The sequence below is a fragment of the Streptomyces sp. NBC_01478 genome (assembly GCF_036227225.1).
Classification (GTDB): domain Bacteria; phylum Actinomycetota; class Actinomycetes; order Streptomycetales; family Streptomycetaceae; genus Streptomyces.
Window position 1 is genome coordinate 7,235,422 of sequence record NZ_CP109444.1, and the last position, 12,568, is coordinate 7,247,989.

General features: G+C 71.0%; 13 protein-coding genes. 5 read left to right on the forward strand and 8 right to left on the reverse strand.

Translation table 11 applies throughout. The features are described from left to right. Positions 1 to 95 precede the first annotated feature (95 nt). Positions 96 to 533: a gamma-glutamylcyclotransferase gene (locus tag OG223_RS32885; RefSeq protein ID WP_200689797.1), complete on the reverse strand. Its 438-nt coding sequence runs from the start codon at positions 531 to 533 to the stop codon at positions 96 to 98. A 435-nt stretch (positions 534 to 968) separates the two neighbouring features. Between OG223_RS32885 and OG223_RS32890 the strand changes: the two genes are divergently transcribed. Continuing rightward, on the forward strand, positions 969 to 2,417 hold the full coding sequence (locus tag OG223_RS32890) for an NAD(P)H-quinone dehydrogenase (protein ID WP_329256332.1): 1,449 nt from the start codon (positions 969 to 971) through the stop codon (positions 2,415 to 2,417). A gap of 165 nt (positions 2,418 to 2,582) precedes the next feature. Further along, complete coding sequence (locus OG223_RS32895; protein WP_329256334.1) at positions 2,583 to 3,548, forward strand: DeoR/GlpR family DNA-binding transcription regulator; 966 nt, start codon at positions 2,583 to 2,585, stop codon at positions 3,546 to 3,548. Positions 3,549 to 3,680: 132 nt separating this feature from the next. On the opposite strand, the gene OG223_RS32900 is transcribed toward OG223_RS32895, so the two are convergent. Continuing rightward, positions 3,681 to 4,256: a TetR/AcrR family transcriptional regulator gene (locus OG223_RS32900; RefSeq protein ID WP_329256336.1), complete on the reverse strand. Its 576-nt coding sequence runs from the start codon at positions 4,254 to 4,256 to the stop codon at positions 3,681 to 3,683. Positions 4,257 to 4,367: 111 nt separating this feature from the next. Continuing rightward, positions 4,368 to 6,140 (reverse strand): acetyl/propionyl/methylcrotonyl-CoA carboxylase subunit alpha, encoded by a 1,773-nt coding sequence (locus OG223_RS32905; protein ID WP_329256338.1) that lies wholly within the window; start codon positions 6,138 to 6,140, stop codon positions 4,368 to 4,370. 337 nt (positions 6,141 to 6,477) lie between these two features. On the opposite strand from OG223_RS32905, the gene OG223_RS32910 reads away from it, so the two are divergent. Continuing rightward, a complete protein-coding gene (locus OG223_RS32910) occupies positions 6,478 to 6,954 on the forward strand; it encodes a hypothetical protein (protein ID WP_329256340.1) in 477 nt (158 codons plus the stop codon). Positions 6,955 to 6,957: 3 nt separating this feature from the next. Here OG223_RS32910 and OG223_RS32915 read toward each other — a convergent pair whose 3' ends face one another. From OG223_RS32915 to OG223_RS32930, 4 genes are all read right to left on the reverse strand, one after another. Further along, on the reverse strand, positions 6,958 to 7,578 hold the full coding sequence (locus tag OG223_RS32915; protein WP_329256342.1) for a Maf family protein: 621 nt from the start codon (positions 7,576 to 7,578) through the stop codon (positions 6,958 to 6,960). Positions 7,579 to 7,609: 31 nt separating this feature from the next. After that, a complete protein-coding gene (mmpB, locus tag OG223_RS32920; RefSeq protein ID WP_329256344.1) occupies positions 7,610 to 7,738 on the reverse strand; it encodes a morphogenic membrane protein MmpB in 129 nt (42 codons plus the stop codon). A gap of 114 nt (positions 7,739 to 7,852) precedes the next feature. Beyond that, on the reverse strand, positions 7,853 to 8,062 hold the full coding sequence (locus OG223_RS32925; protein ID WP_329256346.1) for an acyl-CoA carboxylase subunit epsilon: 210 nt from the start codon (positions 8,060 to 8,062) through the stop codon (positions 7,853 to 7,855). 10 nt (positions 8,063 to 8,072) lie between these two features. Further along, the gene (locus OG223_RS32930; protein ID WP_329256348.1) at positions 8,073 to 9,674 is read right to left on the reverse strand and encodes an acyl-CoA carboxylase subunit beta; all 1,602 of its coding nucleotides are present in this window, start codon (positions 9,672 to 9,674) and stop codon (positions 8,073 to 8,075) included. Positions 9,675 to 9,785: 111 nt separating this feature from the next. Here OG223_RS32930 and OG223_RS32935 point away from each other — a divergent pair, with 111 nt between their 5' ends. Both OG223_RS32935 and OG223_RS32940 read left to right on the forward strand, forming a co-directional pair. Beyond that, the gene (locus OG223_RS32935) at positions 9,786 to 10,649 is read left to right on the forward strand and encodes a biotin--[acetyl-CoA-carboxylase] ligase (protein WP_329256350.1); all 864 of its coding nucleotides are present in this window, start codon (positions 9,786 to 9,788) and stop codon (positions 10,647 to 10,649) included. 117 nt (positions 10,650 to 10,766) lie between these two features. After that, entirely contained in the window at positions 10,767 to 11,894 is a 1,128-nt protein-coding gene (locus OG223_RS32940) for an adenylate/guanylate cyclase domain-containing protein (protein WP_329256352.1), read from the forward strand. Here the strand turns inward: OG223_RS32940 and OG223_RS32945 are convergent. Then, positions 11,883 to 12,509 (reverse strand): hypothetical protein, encoded by a 627-nt coding sequence (locus tag OG223_RS32945; RefSeq protein WP_329256354.1) that lies wholly within the window; start codon positions 12,507 to 12,509, stop codon positions 11,883 to 11,885. The genes OG223_RS32940 and OG223_RS32945 overlap by 12 nt on opposite strands. Positions 12,510 to 12,568 lie beyond the last annotated feature (59 nt).

Genomic DNA, 12,568 nt, shown 5'->3' on the forward strand with positions numbered 1-12,568 from the left:
AGCGCACCGGATGGCGATCGTTGTCTTGTCGTTTCCAACGAGACCTGTGACGGGCGTTATGTGTGGGAAACCCTCAGCGCCGCCACGGGGAACCCTCAACAGGGCCGTTTCCGCAGCTCCATCACATAGTCGTGCGGTGCGCCCGCCGACTCCGCGGCATCGGCCAGCTCGCCCAGATAACGAGCCGACGGCAGTCCCCCCTCGTACCCGTTGAGGACGTACACCCAAGCGGGTTCCTCGCCCTCCAGGGTGTGCACCCGGACCCGCATGCGCCGGTAGACGTCGAGGCCGACGCCCTCCCACCGGTCCATGGACTCCTCGTCGGGCGGGGCGATCTCGTACAGCGCGATGAAGACCTGGGAGCGCGGGGCCTCCACGATCGTCGCGAGCGCACCCTCCCAGCCCATGTGCTCGCCGCCGAAGGTCAGCCGCCACCCGTTCAGCCAGCCCGTGGCACGCAACGGCGAGTGCGGGGCGCGGCGGGTCATCAGCCGCGCGTCGAGATTGCCGGCGTACGCGGCGTAGAGCGACATGCTTCGAGAGTACGGCAGCGAACCCACCCGCCACTCCCGTAACCGTCGGTACTCAGAGCCACCGAGGTGACCGTTTCGCCCCCGGCACCCGCCCACCGGGGACACGGGATTCGGAACGGCGGCGCACCGCGCGGCCCGCCACCCGCGTACGGCGAGAAGGTGCCGTGTCGGGGGGTGTCCGCCCGCAGCGGTTGGCGCGTCAACAAGGCCCCCCTTCTTGAGTGACCGATTCCGCGCCGTTCCGAGGACGGACACCCCCCGACGCGGCACCGACTCCCCACGAACCGTAGGCAAACCACGCACCGCACCCGCACCCAGCCGACAACCCTGCCCCCCGGCTCACCTGTACCGAGAGGCCCGAGCCGCCTGCCACCGACCCGTTCCGCCGGGCGGGGCCTCGCCCCCGGGCAGAAGCACCTTGAAGCGTGCGGGACAATGGGGTACGTGACTCGGATCGTGATCATCGGTGGCGGACCCGGCGGCTATGAAGCGGCGCTGGTGGCAGCGCAGCTCGGCGCGGAGGTGACCGTCGTCGACTGCGACGGTCTGGGCGGGGCGTCGGTGCTGACCGACTGCGTCCCGTCGAAGACCCTTATCGCGACGGCCGAGGTGATGACCACCTTCGACTCGTCGTACGAGGAACTCGGCATCATCGTCGCCGACGACACTCCACCCCTCGAGCAGGCCGCCAGGGTCGTGGGCGTGGACCTCGGCAAGGTGAACCGCCGTGTGAAGCGCCTCGCGCTGGCCCAGTCGCACGACATCACCGCGTCCGTGACCCGGGCCGGCGCCCGTGTCATGCGCGGCCGGGGCCGGCTCGACGGCATGCAGGCGATCGACGGTTCCCGCAAGGTGATCGTGAAGGCGGCCGACGGCACCGAGGAGACCCTCGTCGCCGACGCCGTCCTCATCGCGACCGGCGGCCACCCACGTGAGCTGGACGACGCCCGCCCGGACGGCGAGCGCATCCTGAACTGGACCCAGGTCTACGACCTCACCGAGCTCCCCGAAGAGCTGATCGTGGTCGGTTCCGGTGTCACCGGCGCCGAGTTCGCCGGCGCCTACCAGGCCCTCGGCTCCAAGGTCACCCTCGTGTCGTCCCGCGACCGGGTCCTCCCCGGCGAGGACCCGGACGCCGCCGCCGTACTCGAAGACGTCTTCCGGCGCCGCGGCATGAACGTCATGGCCCGCTCCCGAGCCCAGTCCGCCAAGCGCGTCGGCGACAAGGTCGAGGTCGTCCTCGCCGACGGCCGCGTCATCACCGGCTCGCACTGCCTGATGGCCGTCGGCGCCATCCCGAACTCCGCGGGCATGGGCCTGGAGGACGCGGGCGTCAGGCTCCGCGACTCCGGCCACATCTGGACCGACAAGGTCTCGCGTACGACGGCTCCCGGCGTGTACGCCGCCGGTGACGTGACCGGCGTCTTCGCGCTCGCCTCGGTGGCCGCGATGCAGGGCCGTATCGCCATGTACCACTTCCTGGGCGACGCGGTGGCCCCGCTCAACCTGAAGACGGTCTCCTCGAACGTCTTCACCGACCCCGAGATCGCGACCGTCGGCTACAGCCAGGCCGACGTCGACGGCGGCAAGATCGACGCCCGGGTGGTCAAGCTCCCCCTGCTCCGCAACCCGCGCGCGAAGATGCAGGGCATCCGGGACGGCTTCGTCAAGATCTTCTGCCGCCCGGGCACCGGCATCATCGTGGGCGGTGTGGTCGTGGCGCCGCGCGCCTCGGAACTGATCCACCCCATCTCGATCGCCGTCGACAACAACCTGACGGTCGAACAGATCGCGAACGCCTTCACCGTCTACCCGTCTCTTTCGGGCTCGATCGCCGAGGTGGCCCGGCAACTGCACACGCGGAAGGCGACGGGCGAAGTCTGACCCCGAAGTGGACTCCCCGCTGGTCACGGGGAGTTGTCGACCATTCGTACGGCATAGGCGGCGAGACTAGGCTCTATACCACTTCCCGTCCTGCTGTACGAACAACTTCCGTTATTCGGCGCAAACACCTGAAAGCAGACGGTCGTTGGGGTTACTGTCAGTTTCGTGTTCGCTGCAGAACGTCGCCAATTGATCCTCGAAATGGTGCGAGCGAATGGGGCCGTATCGCTCCGTGAGCTCGCCCGCGTCGTCCAGACCTCCGAAGTGACCGTACGGCGGGACGTGCGCGCACTGGAGGCAGAAGGACTCCTCGACCGCCGGCATGGCGGTGCGGTATTGCCGGGCGGGTTCACGCGGGAGTCCGGCTTTCCGCAGAAATCGCATCTCGCGACCGCCGAGAAGACGGCCATCGCCGATCTCGCCGCGAGCTTCGTCGAAGAGGGCGAAGCGATCGTGGTAGGGGCGGGTACCACCACCCAGGAGCTGGCCCGCCGGCTCGCCCGGGTCCCCGGACTGACCGTCGTCACCAACTCCCTGCTGGTGGCCCAGGCGTTGGCCCATGCCAACCGCGTGGAGGTCGTGATGACCGGCGGCACCCTGCGCGGTTCCAACTACGCGCTGGTGGGCAGCGGGGCCGAGCAGTCCCTCCAGGGCCTGCGCGTCTCCCGGGCCTTCCTCTCCGGAAGCGGGCTCACCGCCGAGCGCGGGCTGTCCACGTCCAACATGCTCTCGGCGTCCGTGGACCGGGCCCTCGTCCAGGCGGCCGCCGAGGTCGTCGTCCTCGCCGACCACACCAAGCTCGGCACGGACACCATGTTCCAGACCGTGCCCACGGACGTGATCACCCGCCTCGTCACCGACGAGCCCCCGGGCCACGACGACCGCGCGGCAACGGAGTTGCAGGCGCTGGCCGACCAGGGGGTGCAGATCGCCGTGGCCGGCGCGTCGGGAAGCCAGGGGGGTGATCAGCCCTCGACGCGGGACCAACGCCGCCGGGACGTACCCCTTCCGGCTCCGCGCCGGGGTCAAGTGCCGGGTGGGGGACCGGGGTTGAGGGCGGCGGGCGTACTGGCCGGGGAGTCTCCGGAGCGGGAGCGCGCCGCGAGGGTGGCGGATCTGCGCAGGCGTTGATCGGTTCGATTTCGGCTTGCAGGCCGGCGGGGGCTGGTCGCGCAGTTCCCCGCGCCCCTCAAAAGCAGGTCGGCTGAAACGAGGCCGTCTTCCAGGGGCGCGACCAGCCCCCACCGGCCCGCAGGCGAAGTACTACGGTTTCAGTCCGCGCAACGTCAACGTCAGCAACCTGTCCGCCAGTTCAGGATCCCCGGGATTGCCCTCAGCCGCGAGAGCGATCGCATGGGTCAGTTGGAGCAGGTCGCCGATCTCGACATCACCGCGCACATCACCGGCGTCCTGCGCTCGGCGGAGCAACGCACCCCCCGCTTCCCGGATGGGGCCACTGCACCGGGCCAGCGCCGACGTGTCGTCGTACGTCACCGCCATCAAGGCCCGCGCCAGCCCCCGGTACTCACTCGCGTGCGCCACCATCTCCCGCAACCAGCTCACCAGAGCCACACACGGCTGCGGCGCGTCCCGCAACTCCCGTGCGCGCGCGAGGAGTTCACCCACCGCGTCCTCGAAGACCGCGCTCATCAGGGACTGCCGGTTCGGGAAGTGGCGATACAGCGTGCCGATCCCGACCCCCGCACGCCGGGCCACGTCCTCCAGGGACGCGTCCGTACCGTGCGCGGCGAAGCACACCCGGGCCTCGGCGACCAGCCGCTCGTAGTTGCGCCGGGCGTCGGCACGCAGCCCCGCCGGCGGCCTGGCTGCGCTGGCCATGGGTCCCACCCGCCCTCCTCGGCGCGCTACGGCATTGTCCCGTCACATTACAGAGGTGCCCGGCGCACAGGCTGTCCCTGTCCGCCGGGCACCTCCGGACGTACGGTCGGATCAGTCCTTGATCTCGCAGATCGCGGCGCCGGACGTGATGGACGCACCGACCTCCGCGCCAAGTCCCTTGATCGTGCCGGACTTGTGCGCGTTCAGCGGCTGTTCCATCTTCATCGCCTCGAGGACGACGATGAGGTCGCCCTCCTTGACCTCCTGGCCCTCCTCGACCGCGACCTTGACGATCGTCCCCTGCATCGGGGAGGCGAGGGTGTCGCCGGAGGCGACGGGGCCGGACTTCTTGGCCGCGCGGCGCTTGGGCTTGGCGCCCGCCGCGAGGCCCGTGCGGGCCAGCGACATGCCGAGCGAGACCGGGAGGGAGACCTCCAGGCGCTTGCCGCCGACCTCGACGACGATCGTCTCGCGGTCCGCGTCCTCGTCCGCCTCGGCGTCCGTGGGGGCCGCGAAGGGCTTGATCTCGTTGACGAACTCGGTCTCGATCCAGCGGGTGTGGACCGTGAACGGCTCGGCGGAGCCGGTGAGTTCGGGGGCGAACGCCGGGTCCTTCACCACCGCGCGGTGGAACGGGATCGCGGTCGCCATGCCCTCGACCTGGAACTCGTCCAGCGCACGCGCCGCACGCTGGAGCGCCTGCTCGCGGGTCGCGCCGGTGACGATCAGCTTGGCCAGCAGCGAGTCCCAGGCCGGGCCGATGACCGAGCCCGACTCGACACCGGCGTCCAGCCGGACACCCGGCCCGGACGGCGCCGCGAACGTGGTCACGGTGCCGGGCGCGGGCAGGAAGCCACGGCCCGGGTCCTCGCCGTTGATGCGGAACTCGAAGGAGTGGCCGCGCAGTTCGGGGTCGCCGTAGCCGAGTTCCTCGCCGTCGGCGATGCGGAACATCTCGCGGACGAGGTCGATGCCGGCGACCTCCTCGGTGACCGGGTGCTCCACCTGGAGGCGGGTGTTGACCTCCAGGAAGGAGATCGTGCCGTCCTGGCCGACGAGGAACTCCACGGTCCCGGCGCCGACATAGCCGGCCTCCTTCAGGATCGCCTTGGAGGAGGCGTACAGCTCGGCGACCTGCGCGTCGGAGAGGAACGGCGCGGGCGCCTCCTCGACCAGCTTCTGGTGCCGGCGCTGGAGCGAGCAGTCACGCGTGGACACGACGACCACGTTGCCGTGGGAGTCGGCCAGGCACTGGGTCTCCACGTGCCGCGGCTTGTCCAGGTAGCGCTCGACGAAGCACTCGCCGCGACCGAAGGCGGCGACCGCCTCGCGCACCGCGGAGTCGTACAGCTCGGGAACCTCTTCGAGCGTGCGGGCCACCTTCAGACCGCGACCGCCGCCACCGAAGGCGGCCTTGATCGCGATGGGCAGCCCGTGCTGCTCGGCGAACGCGACGACCTCGTCCGCACCCGACACCGGGTCCGGCGTACCGGCCACCAGCGGGGCACCGGCGCGCTGCGCGATGTGCCGGGCGGCGACCTTGTCACCGAGGTCCCGGATCGCCTGCGGCGGCGGCCCGATCCAGATCAGGCCCGCGTCGAGCACCGCCTGGGCGAACTCGGCGTTCTCCGACAGGAATCCGTAGCCGGGGTGGATGGCGTCGGCACCGGACTCGCGGGCCGCGCCCAGGACCTTGCCGATGTCCAGGTAGCTGCTCGCCGGTGTGTCACCGCCCAGGGCGAACGCCTCATCCGCGGCGCGGACATGCAGAGCGTCCCGGTCCGGGTCGGCGTATACGGCCACGCTCGCGATCCCGGCGTCCCGGCAGGCCCGGGCTACGCGGACAGCGATTTCGCCACGATTGGCGATGAGCACCTTGCGCACGATTGAGGCTCCCTCCTTGAAACAAGCCGAGTTTAGGGACTGCCGACACGGCGCATCGACCCGTCCCCAATGGTGAGCTTGCCCACACAGAGCGTGATTCGAGGCTCGCTCGACCCGCGAAATCCCTTGTCGCACCTAGGCACGCAGGACTCCTCGTGGAAACCCTAGTCCCCTGGTGTGGTCAAGGTCTCTGTGAGAGCGTGCCGCGCCCCACTCCGTTTCTTTGTGGAGTCCCTACGAATGGCCCAATGATTCTTTGCCCCCATCACAACCCTTGTCCCGGGGTTTACCCGTTAGTAGCGTTCGGGTTGTCTCGAACGGAAGTGGGTGGGGGCGGGTGGTCCGCAGACCGGTGGCATGGATCGTGGCGATCGTCCTCTTCGTGGAGGCGCTCGGAGTGGCCGCGCTGAACTGGTTCCTCGGGATCGTCGTCGACCGTCAGCAGATGTCCCTGGCCGGGCTCGACCCGGACGCGATGTCCGTGGGTTCGAAGGCCGGCGGCATCGTCTTCGGCCTCTACTTCGCCCTGTGCGGTGTGGTCGCCCTGCTCGTCGCCCTGCGCGACCGGGCCCCGGCCGGCCTCGGCCGCATCCTGCTGATCAGCGTGGCCGTGGTGCACGCCCTGCTGGGCGCCTTCGCGTGGGGCCTGGTGGGCCCGGGCGCGTTCACGTTCATGGTCGTGGTGCTCGGCCTGGTCGTCCTGCTCCTGATGACCTACGACCGCCTTGAGGGCCCCGCCGAGCAGAGCCCCGAGCCGCCGCCCGGCAAGGACCCGCGGCCGGCCCTTCCGCCGGCCGCCCCCAGCCCCTCCTGATCGCTACTTCTCCGACGGGGTCCACAACTCCGTGATGCCGACGCCCAGTTGGGCCAGCAGCCGGCGAACGAGCGGCAGGCTGATGCCGATCACGTTGCCGTGGTCGCCGTCGATGCCCTCGATGAACGGCGCCGAACGGCCGTCGAGCGTGAACGCCCCGGCGACGTAAAGGGGTTCGCCCGAGGCGACGTACGCGGCGACCTCGGTGTCGGTCGGCTCGCCGAAGCGGACGACGGTGGACGCGGTGGCCGAGACGTACCGGCCGCTCGTCGTGTCGTAGACGCAGTGGCCGGTCTGGAGTGTGCCGGCCCGGCCGCGCATCGCCTTCCAGCGGGCGGTGGCCTCCTCGGCGTCGGCGGGCTTGCCGAGGGCTTCGCCGTCCAGGTCGAGCACGGAGTCGCAGCCGATCACCAGCGCGCCGTGCACGTCCGGCTTCGCGGCGACGACGGAGGCCTTGGCCTCGGCGAGGGCGAGGGCGAGTTCGGCCGGGGTGGGGGCGCTGACGGCGTCCTCGTCCACCCCGCTCACGATCACCTCGGGGGCCAGTCCGGCCTGGCGCAGCAGGGCCAGCCGGGCGGGGGACTGGGAGGCGAGCACGAGGCGGCGGCGGGGCTGATCTGTCATGCGCTCAGGGTATCGGCGTGGTTTTGGGGGCTCACGTCAGGCCGATCACGATCATTGCCAGGATCATCGCGAGTGCCATGAGGACCCCGAGCCGCCGCAACATGAGCTGCGTCTCGCGCAGTTCATCCGGCGGCTCGTTCTTGGGGTCGGACCACAACATGGCACCAGCGTGCGGCTTGGCGAGGTTGGGCGCCTGAGTACGGGTACTTAAGTTGGCGCCCGGAGTTGTCCTTCTGTGCGCGGTTCCCCGCGCCCCTAAAGAATGACCCCTCCCCTAGCCCGGCCAGAAAGTGCGGGTCCATGCACTTGGGCCCGGGTGGGGGAGCCTCGCGCCCGCGATGCGTGATGGGTCGGACCAGGCGTCGCGGTGGCTCGGGGGGCCGGGCGGGGTTGTCTGGGCCGCTGTGGCTCGGGCTCTGACCACCGCCAATGCGGCGGCCAGCTCCTCGGGGGTCGGGTTGCCCCTTACGACCTTGATCGTCATCGCGGCTCCTCTAGAGGGGGATGTTGCCGTGCTTCTTGGGGGGCAGGGACTCGCGCTTGGTGCGGAGTTGGCGTAGGCCCCGGACCACGTGGCGGCGGGTGTCGGAGGGGAGGATCACCGCGTCGATGTAGCCGCGTTCGGCCGCGATGTAGGGGTTGAGGAGGGCGTCCTCGTACTCCTGGATGAGGCGGGCCCGGGTCGCGTCCAGTTCCCCGGCCGCCTCCGCCTCGGCGATCGTGCGGCGGTGCAGGATGTTGACCGCGCCCTGGGCGCCCATGACGGCGATCTGGGCGGTCGGCCAGGCGAGGTTGAGGTCGGCGCCGAGGTGCTTGGAGCCCATGACGTCGTAGGCGCCGCCGAAGGCCTTGCGGGTGATGACCGTGATGAGCGGGACCGTCGCTTCCGCGTACGCGTAGATCAGCTTCGCGCCCCTGCGGATGATGCCGTAGTGCTCCTGGTCGACGCCCGGGAGGAAGCCGGGGACGTCCACGAAGGTGAGGACCGGGACGTTGAACGCGTCGCAGGTGCGGACGAAGCGGGCCGCCTTCTCGGACGCGTCGATGTCCAGGCAACCCGCGAACTGCATGGGCTGGTTGGCGACGACGCCGACCGGGCGGCCCTCGACCCGGCCGAAACCGGTGAGGATGTTCGGCGCGAAGAGTGGCTGGGTCTCGAAGAACTCCGCGTCGTCCAGGACGTGTTCGATCACCGTGTGCATGTCGTACGGCTGGTTCGCGCTGTCCGGGACCAGGGTGTCCAGCTCGCGGTCCTCGTCCGTGAGGGCGAGGTCCGCCTCCTCCGCGAACACCGGGGGTTCGCTGAGGTTGTTGGACGGCAGGTACGACAGGAGCTGCTTGACGTACTCGATCGCGTCCTTCTCGTCGCCGGCCATGTGATGGGCCACGCCCGAGACGGAGTTGTGGGTGCGCGCCCCGCCCAGCTCCTCGAAGCCGACGTCCTCGCCGGTGACCGTCTTGATGACGTCCGGGCCGGTGATGAACATGTGCGAGGTCTGGTCGACCATCACCGTGAAGTCGGTGATCGCGGGGGAGTAGACGGCACCGCCCGCGCACGGGCCGACGACCAGGCTGATCTGCGGGATCACCCCGCTCGCGTGCGTGTTGCGGCGGAAGATCTCGCCGTACGCCCCGAGGGAGGCCACGCCCTCCTGGATGCGGGCGCCGCCGGAGTCGTTGATGCCGATGACCGGACAGCCCGTCTTCAGCGCGAAGTCCATCACCTTGACGATCTTCTGGCCGTAGACCTCGCCCAGGGCCCCGCCGAACACCGTGAAGTCCTGCGAGAACAGGGCGACCGGGCGGCCGTCGACCGTGCCGTAGCCGGAGACGACTCCGTCGCCGTAGGGGCGGTTCTTCTCCAGGCCGAAGTCCGTGGACCGGTGCCGGGTCAACTCGTCGAACTCGACGAAGGACCCCTCGTCGAGGAGCAGCTCGATCCGCTCACGGGCCGTCAACTTGCCCTTGGCGTGCTGTTTTTCGACCGCACGTTCCGAGCCCGCGTGCGTCGCTTCCTGGATGCGGCGCTGAAGATCCGCGATCTTCCCGGCGGTTGTGTGGATGTCGATCTCTTGAGGCGCTTCCGGCTCGGACATCGGGATTGCGGCTCCCTGCCTGCTCAAAAGGGGGGACGGTTACTCATTCGTAGAGTAGTGGCGGGCCTACCGATCGGCAGTGCGGCGTACAACACACCTAGGGTGGCTTGCATGACGCCGCGAGATGCCTCAGACGACAGCAGCCGTTGGTCCGATCTGGAACGGCCGCCCCTCAACGCCGGCGCGCTGCGCCGCGGACTCGTGCGGGCGGGCGGGCTGTGGACCGGCGTGGAGGTCGTGCAGTCCACCGGTTCCACCAACACCGACCTCGTCGCCCTGGCCGCCGCCGGCAAGGCCGCCGAGGGCACCGTCCTGGTCGCCGAGGAGCAGACCTCCGGGCGCGGGCGGCTCGACCGGCAGTGGTCGGCACCGGCCCGCTCCGGGCTGTTCTTCTCCGTCCTGCTGGAGCCGGACGACGTCCCCGTGGCCCGCTGGGGCTGGCTCCCGCTGCTCACCGGCATCGCCGTCGCCACCGGCCTGGCCCGCTCGGCCGGCGTCGACACGGCACTCAAGTGGCCCAACGACCTCCTGGTCACTGTCGGTGGCGAGGAACGCAAGGCCGGCGGCATCCTCGCCGAGCGCGCGGGCGACGACGCCGTGATCGTCGGCGTCGGCATCAACGTCAGCCTGCGCGAGGACGAGCTGCCCGTGCCGCAGGCGGGCTCCCTGGCCCTGGCCGGAGCCGTCGCCACCGACCGCGATCCCCTGCTGCGGGCGGTTCTACGGTCCCTGGAGCACTGGTACGACAAGTGGCGCGCGGCGGGCGGCGACCCCGTGGCGAGCGGCCTTCAGGAGACCTACGCGGCCGGCTGCGCCACGCTCGGCCGGACCGTACGGGCCGAACTGCCCGGGGACCGGTCGATCACGGGCGAGGCCGTCGCGATCGACGGCGACGGGCGGCTCGTCCTCGCCACGGAGGACGGCGTGCAGGAGCCCGTGGGGGCGGGCGACATCGTCCACCTGCGCCCCGCGTGACCCCGACCGCTCTTGTGGCGGCTCTGTCCGTGTGACTCACGGAGTGAGCTGGCCCACACCTGCCGTAGCATTGGGCCCGGTCGATACCTGACCGTGGCAGATCGGAAGGCAGCAGGCGTGACCGTCGACGACACGGGCTCCGGCGCGGACGCGGACGGCCGGGTAGCCCCCGATGCCGCCGAGCCCGGTGAGAACCCGCTCGCGCTGCGGCTCGAAGGGCTCATCCTCGGCGCGGAGCGCCGCTACACCCCCTTCCAGGCGGCCCGCACCGCCGGCGTCTCCATGGAGCTGGCGACCCGCTTCTGGCGGGCCATGGGCTTCGCCGACGTGGGCCAGGCCAAGGCGTTCACCGAGGCGGACGTCCTCGCGCTGCGCCGCCTGGCCGGTCTTGTCGAGGCGGGGCTGCTGAGCGAGGCGATGGCCGTGCAGGTGGCCCGCTCCACCGGGCAGACCACCGCCCGGCTGGCCGGCTGGCAGATGGACTCGTTCCTGGAGGGCCTGACCGAGCCGCCCGAGCCGGGCATGTCCCGCACCGAGGTGACGTACCCGATCATCGAGCTGCTGCTGCCCGAGCTGGAGGAGTTCCTCGTCTACGTCTGGCGGCGCCAGCTCGCCGCCTCGGCCGGCCGGGTCGTGCAGGCCGGCGACGACGAGGAGATGGTCGACCGGCGGCTCGCGGTGGGCTTCGCCGACCTGGTCGGCTTCACGCGCCTGACCCGCCGCATGGAGGAGGAGGAACTCGGCGAACTCGTCGAGGCCTTCGAGACCACCGCCGCCGACCTGGTGGCCGCGCGCGGCGGCCGTCTCATCAAGACCCTCGGCGACGAGGTCCTCTTCTCGGCGGACGACGCCGGGGTCGCCGCCGAGATCGCGCTGCGCCTCATCGAGACCATGGCGGGCGACGAGACGATGCCCGAACTCCGCGTCGGCATCGCCTTCGGCACGGTGACGACCCGGATGGGCGACGTCTTCGGCACGACGGTCAACCTCGCCTCGCGGCTCACCTCGATAGCTCCCCGCGACGCCGTCCTCGTCGACAGCGCCTTCGCCGAGGAACTCATCCGCAGCGGCGAGGCCCCCGCCTCCGAGGCGGAGGCCGCCGAAGCCGCGGCCACCGCCGAGAAGGAGGGCGAGGAACCGCCGACGTACCGCTTCGCGCTCCAGCCGATGTGGCAACGCCCCGTGCGCGGCCTGGGAGTTGTCGAGCCCTGGCTGCTCACGCGCAGGGACTCGTCACCGGCGTAGCACCTCGTCCACGCAGAGGCCGATGATCGGCACGCAGAGGCTTGGCCGACTCGGCGCGGGGGCAGGGGAGTTGGCGGTCCGGCTCGGGGTGGGTGTGGGCGTGGGTGTGCGGGTGGGTGCGGGCTCCGCGGTCGACGTCGGGCCGGGAACCGGTGCCTGAGGCGGTGGCGTGGTGGCCGTCGTCGCCTCCGGGATGGTCGTGGGGGTCACGTACGCGGGCGTCCGCGCCGCCGTCGCGTACGGAGTCGGTACGACCCCGGAGGCCATGGTCGGATTCGCGCTCACGCCGCCCATCACCGAGGTCGCCGAGGGGATCGCCGTGGGGTCGGCGCTGATCGTGGCGGCCGCGTTGGCGGGGCGGTCGGTGCCCTCGCCGGTGCCGGTGTCCGCGTCCGGGCGGGGCTCCGCCTCCGCCGTGCCCACGCCGCCGACTCCGGATTCGGGAGTCAGTCGTACGAGGCTCAGCACACCGGCTGCCACGGCGAGGCCGCCTGCGGCGAGCAGGATCTTGCGGGGGCGGGGGCGGCGGTGCCGGCCGCGCGGGGTCCGGGGGAGGGGCGGCGGCTCCATGTCCGCGGTGTCCCCGGCCCGTTCCGCCTTCGTGGTCGTCGTCACGATCCCCTCCCCTGTGGTGTGGCGGACGCACGTTATGCGCTTCTGTGGGCGGTGCGGCG

Bases quoted from the DNA above. Each gene is read 5' to 3' on its own strand.
- OG223_RS32885 (WP_200689797.1), bottom strand. From the start codon at position 533: ATGTCGCTCTACGCCGCGTACGCCGGCAATCTCGACGCGCGGCTGATG.
- OG223_RS32890 (WP_329256332.1), top strand. From the start codon at position 969: ATGGGGTACGTGACTCGGATCGTGATCATCGGTGGCGGACCCGGCGGC.
- OG223_RS32900 (WP_329256336.1), bottom strand. From the start codon at position 4,256: ATGGCCAGCGCAGCCAGGCCGCCGGCGGGGCTGCGTGCCGACGCCCGG.
- OG223_RS32915 (WP_329256342.1), bottom strand. From the start codon at position 7,578: ATGACAGATCAGCCCCGCCGCCGCCTCGTGCTCGCCTCCCAGTCCCCC.
- mmpB (WP_329256344.1), bottom strand. From the start codon at position 7,738: ATGTTGTGGTCCGACCCCAAGAACGAGCCGCCGGATGAACTGCGCGAG.
- OG223_RS32925 (WP_329256346.1), bottom strand. From the start codon at position 8,062: ATGACGATCAAGGTCGTAAGGGGCAACCCGACCCCCGAGGAGCTGGCC.
- OG223_RS32930 (WP_329256348.1), bottom strand. From the start codon at position 9,674: ATGTCCGAGCCGGAAGCGCCTCAAGAGATCGACATCCACACAACCGCC.
- OG223_RS32935 (WP_329256350.1), top strand. From the start codon at position 9,786: ATGACGCCGCGAGATGCCTCAGACGACAGCAGCCGTTGGTCCGATCTG.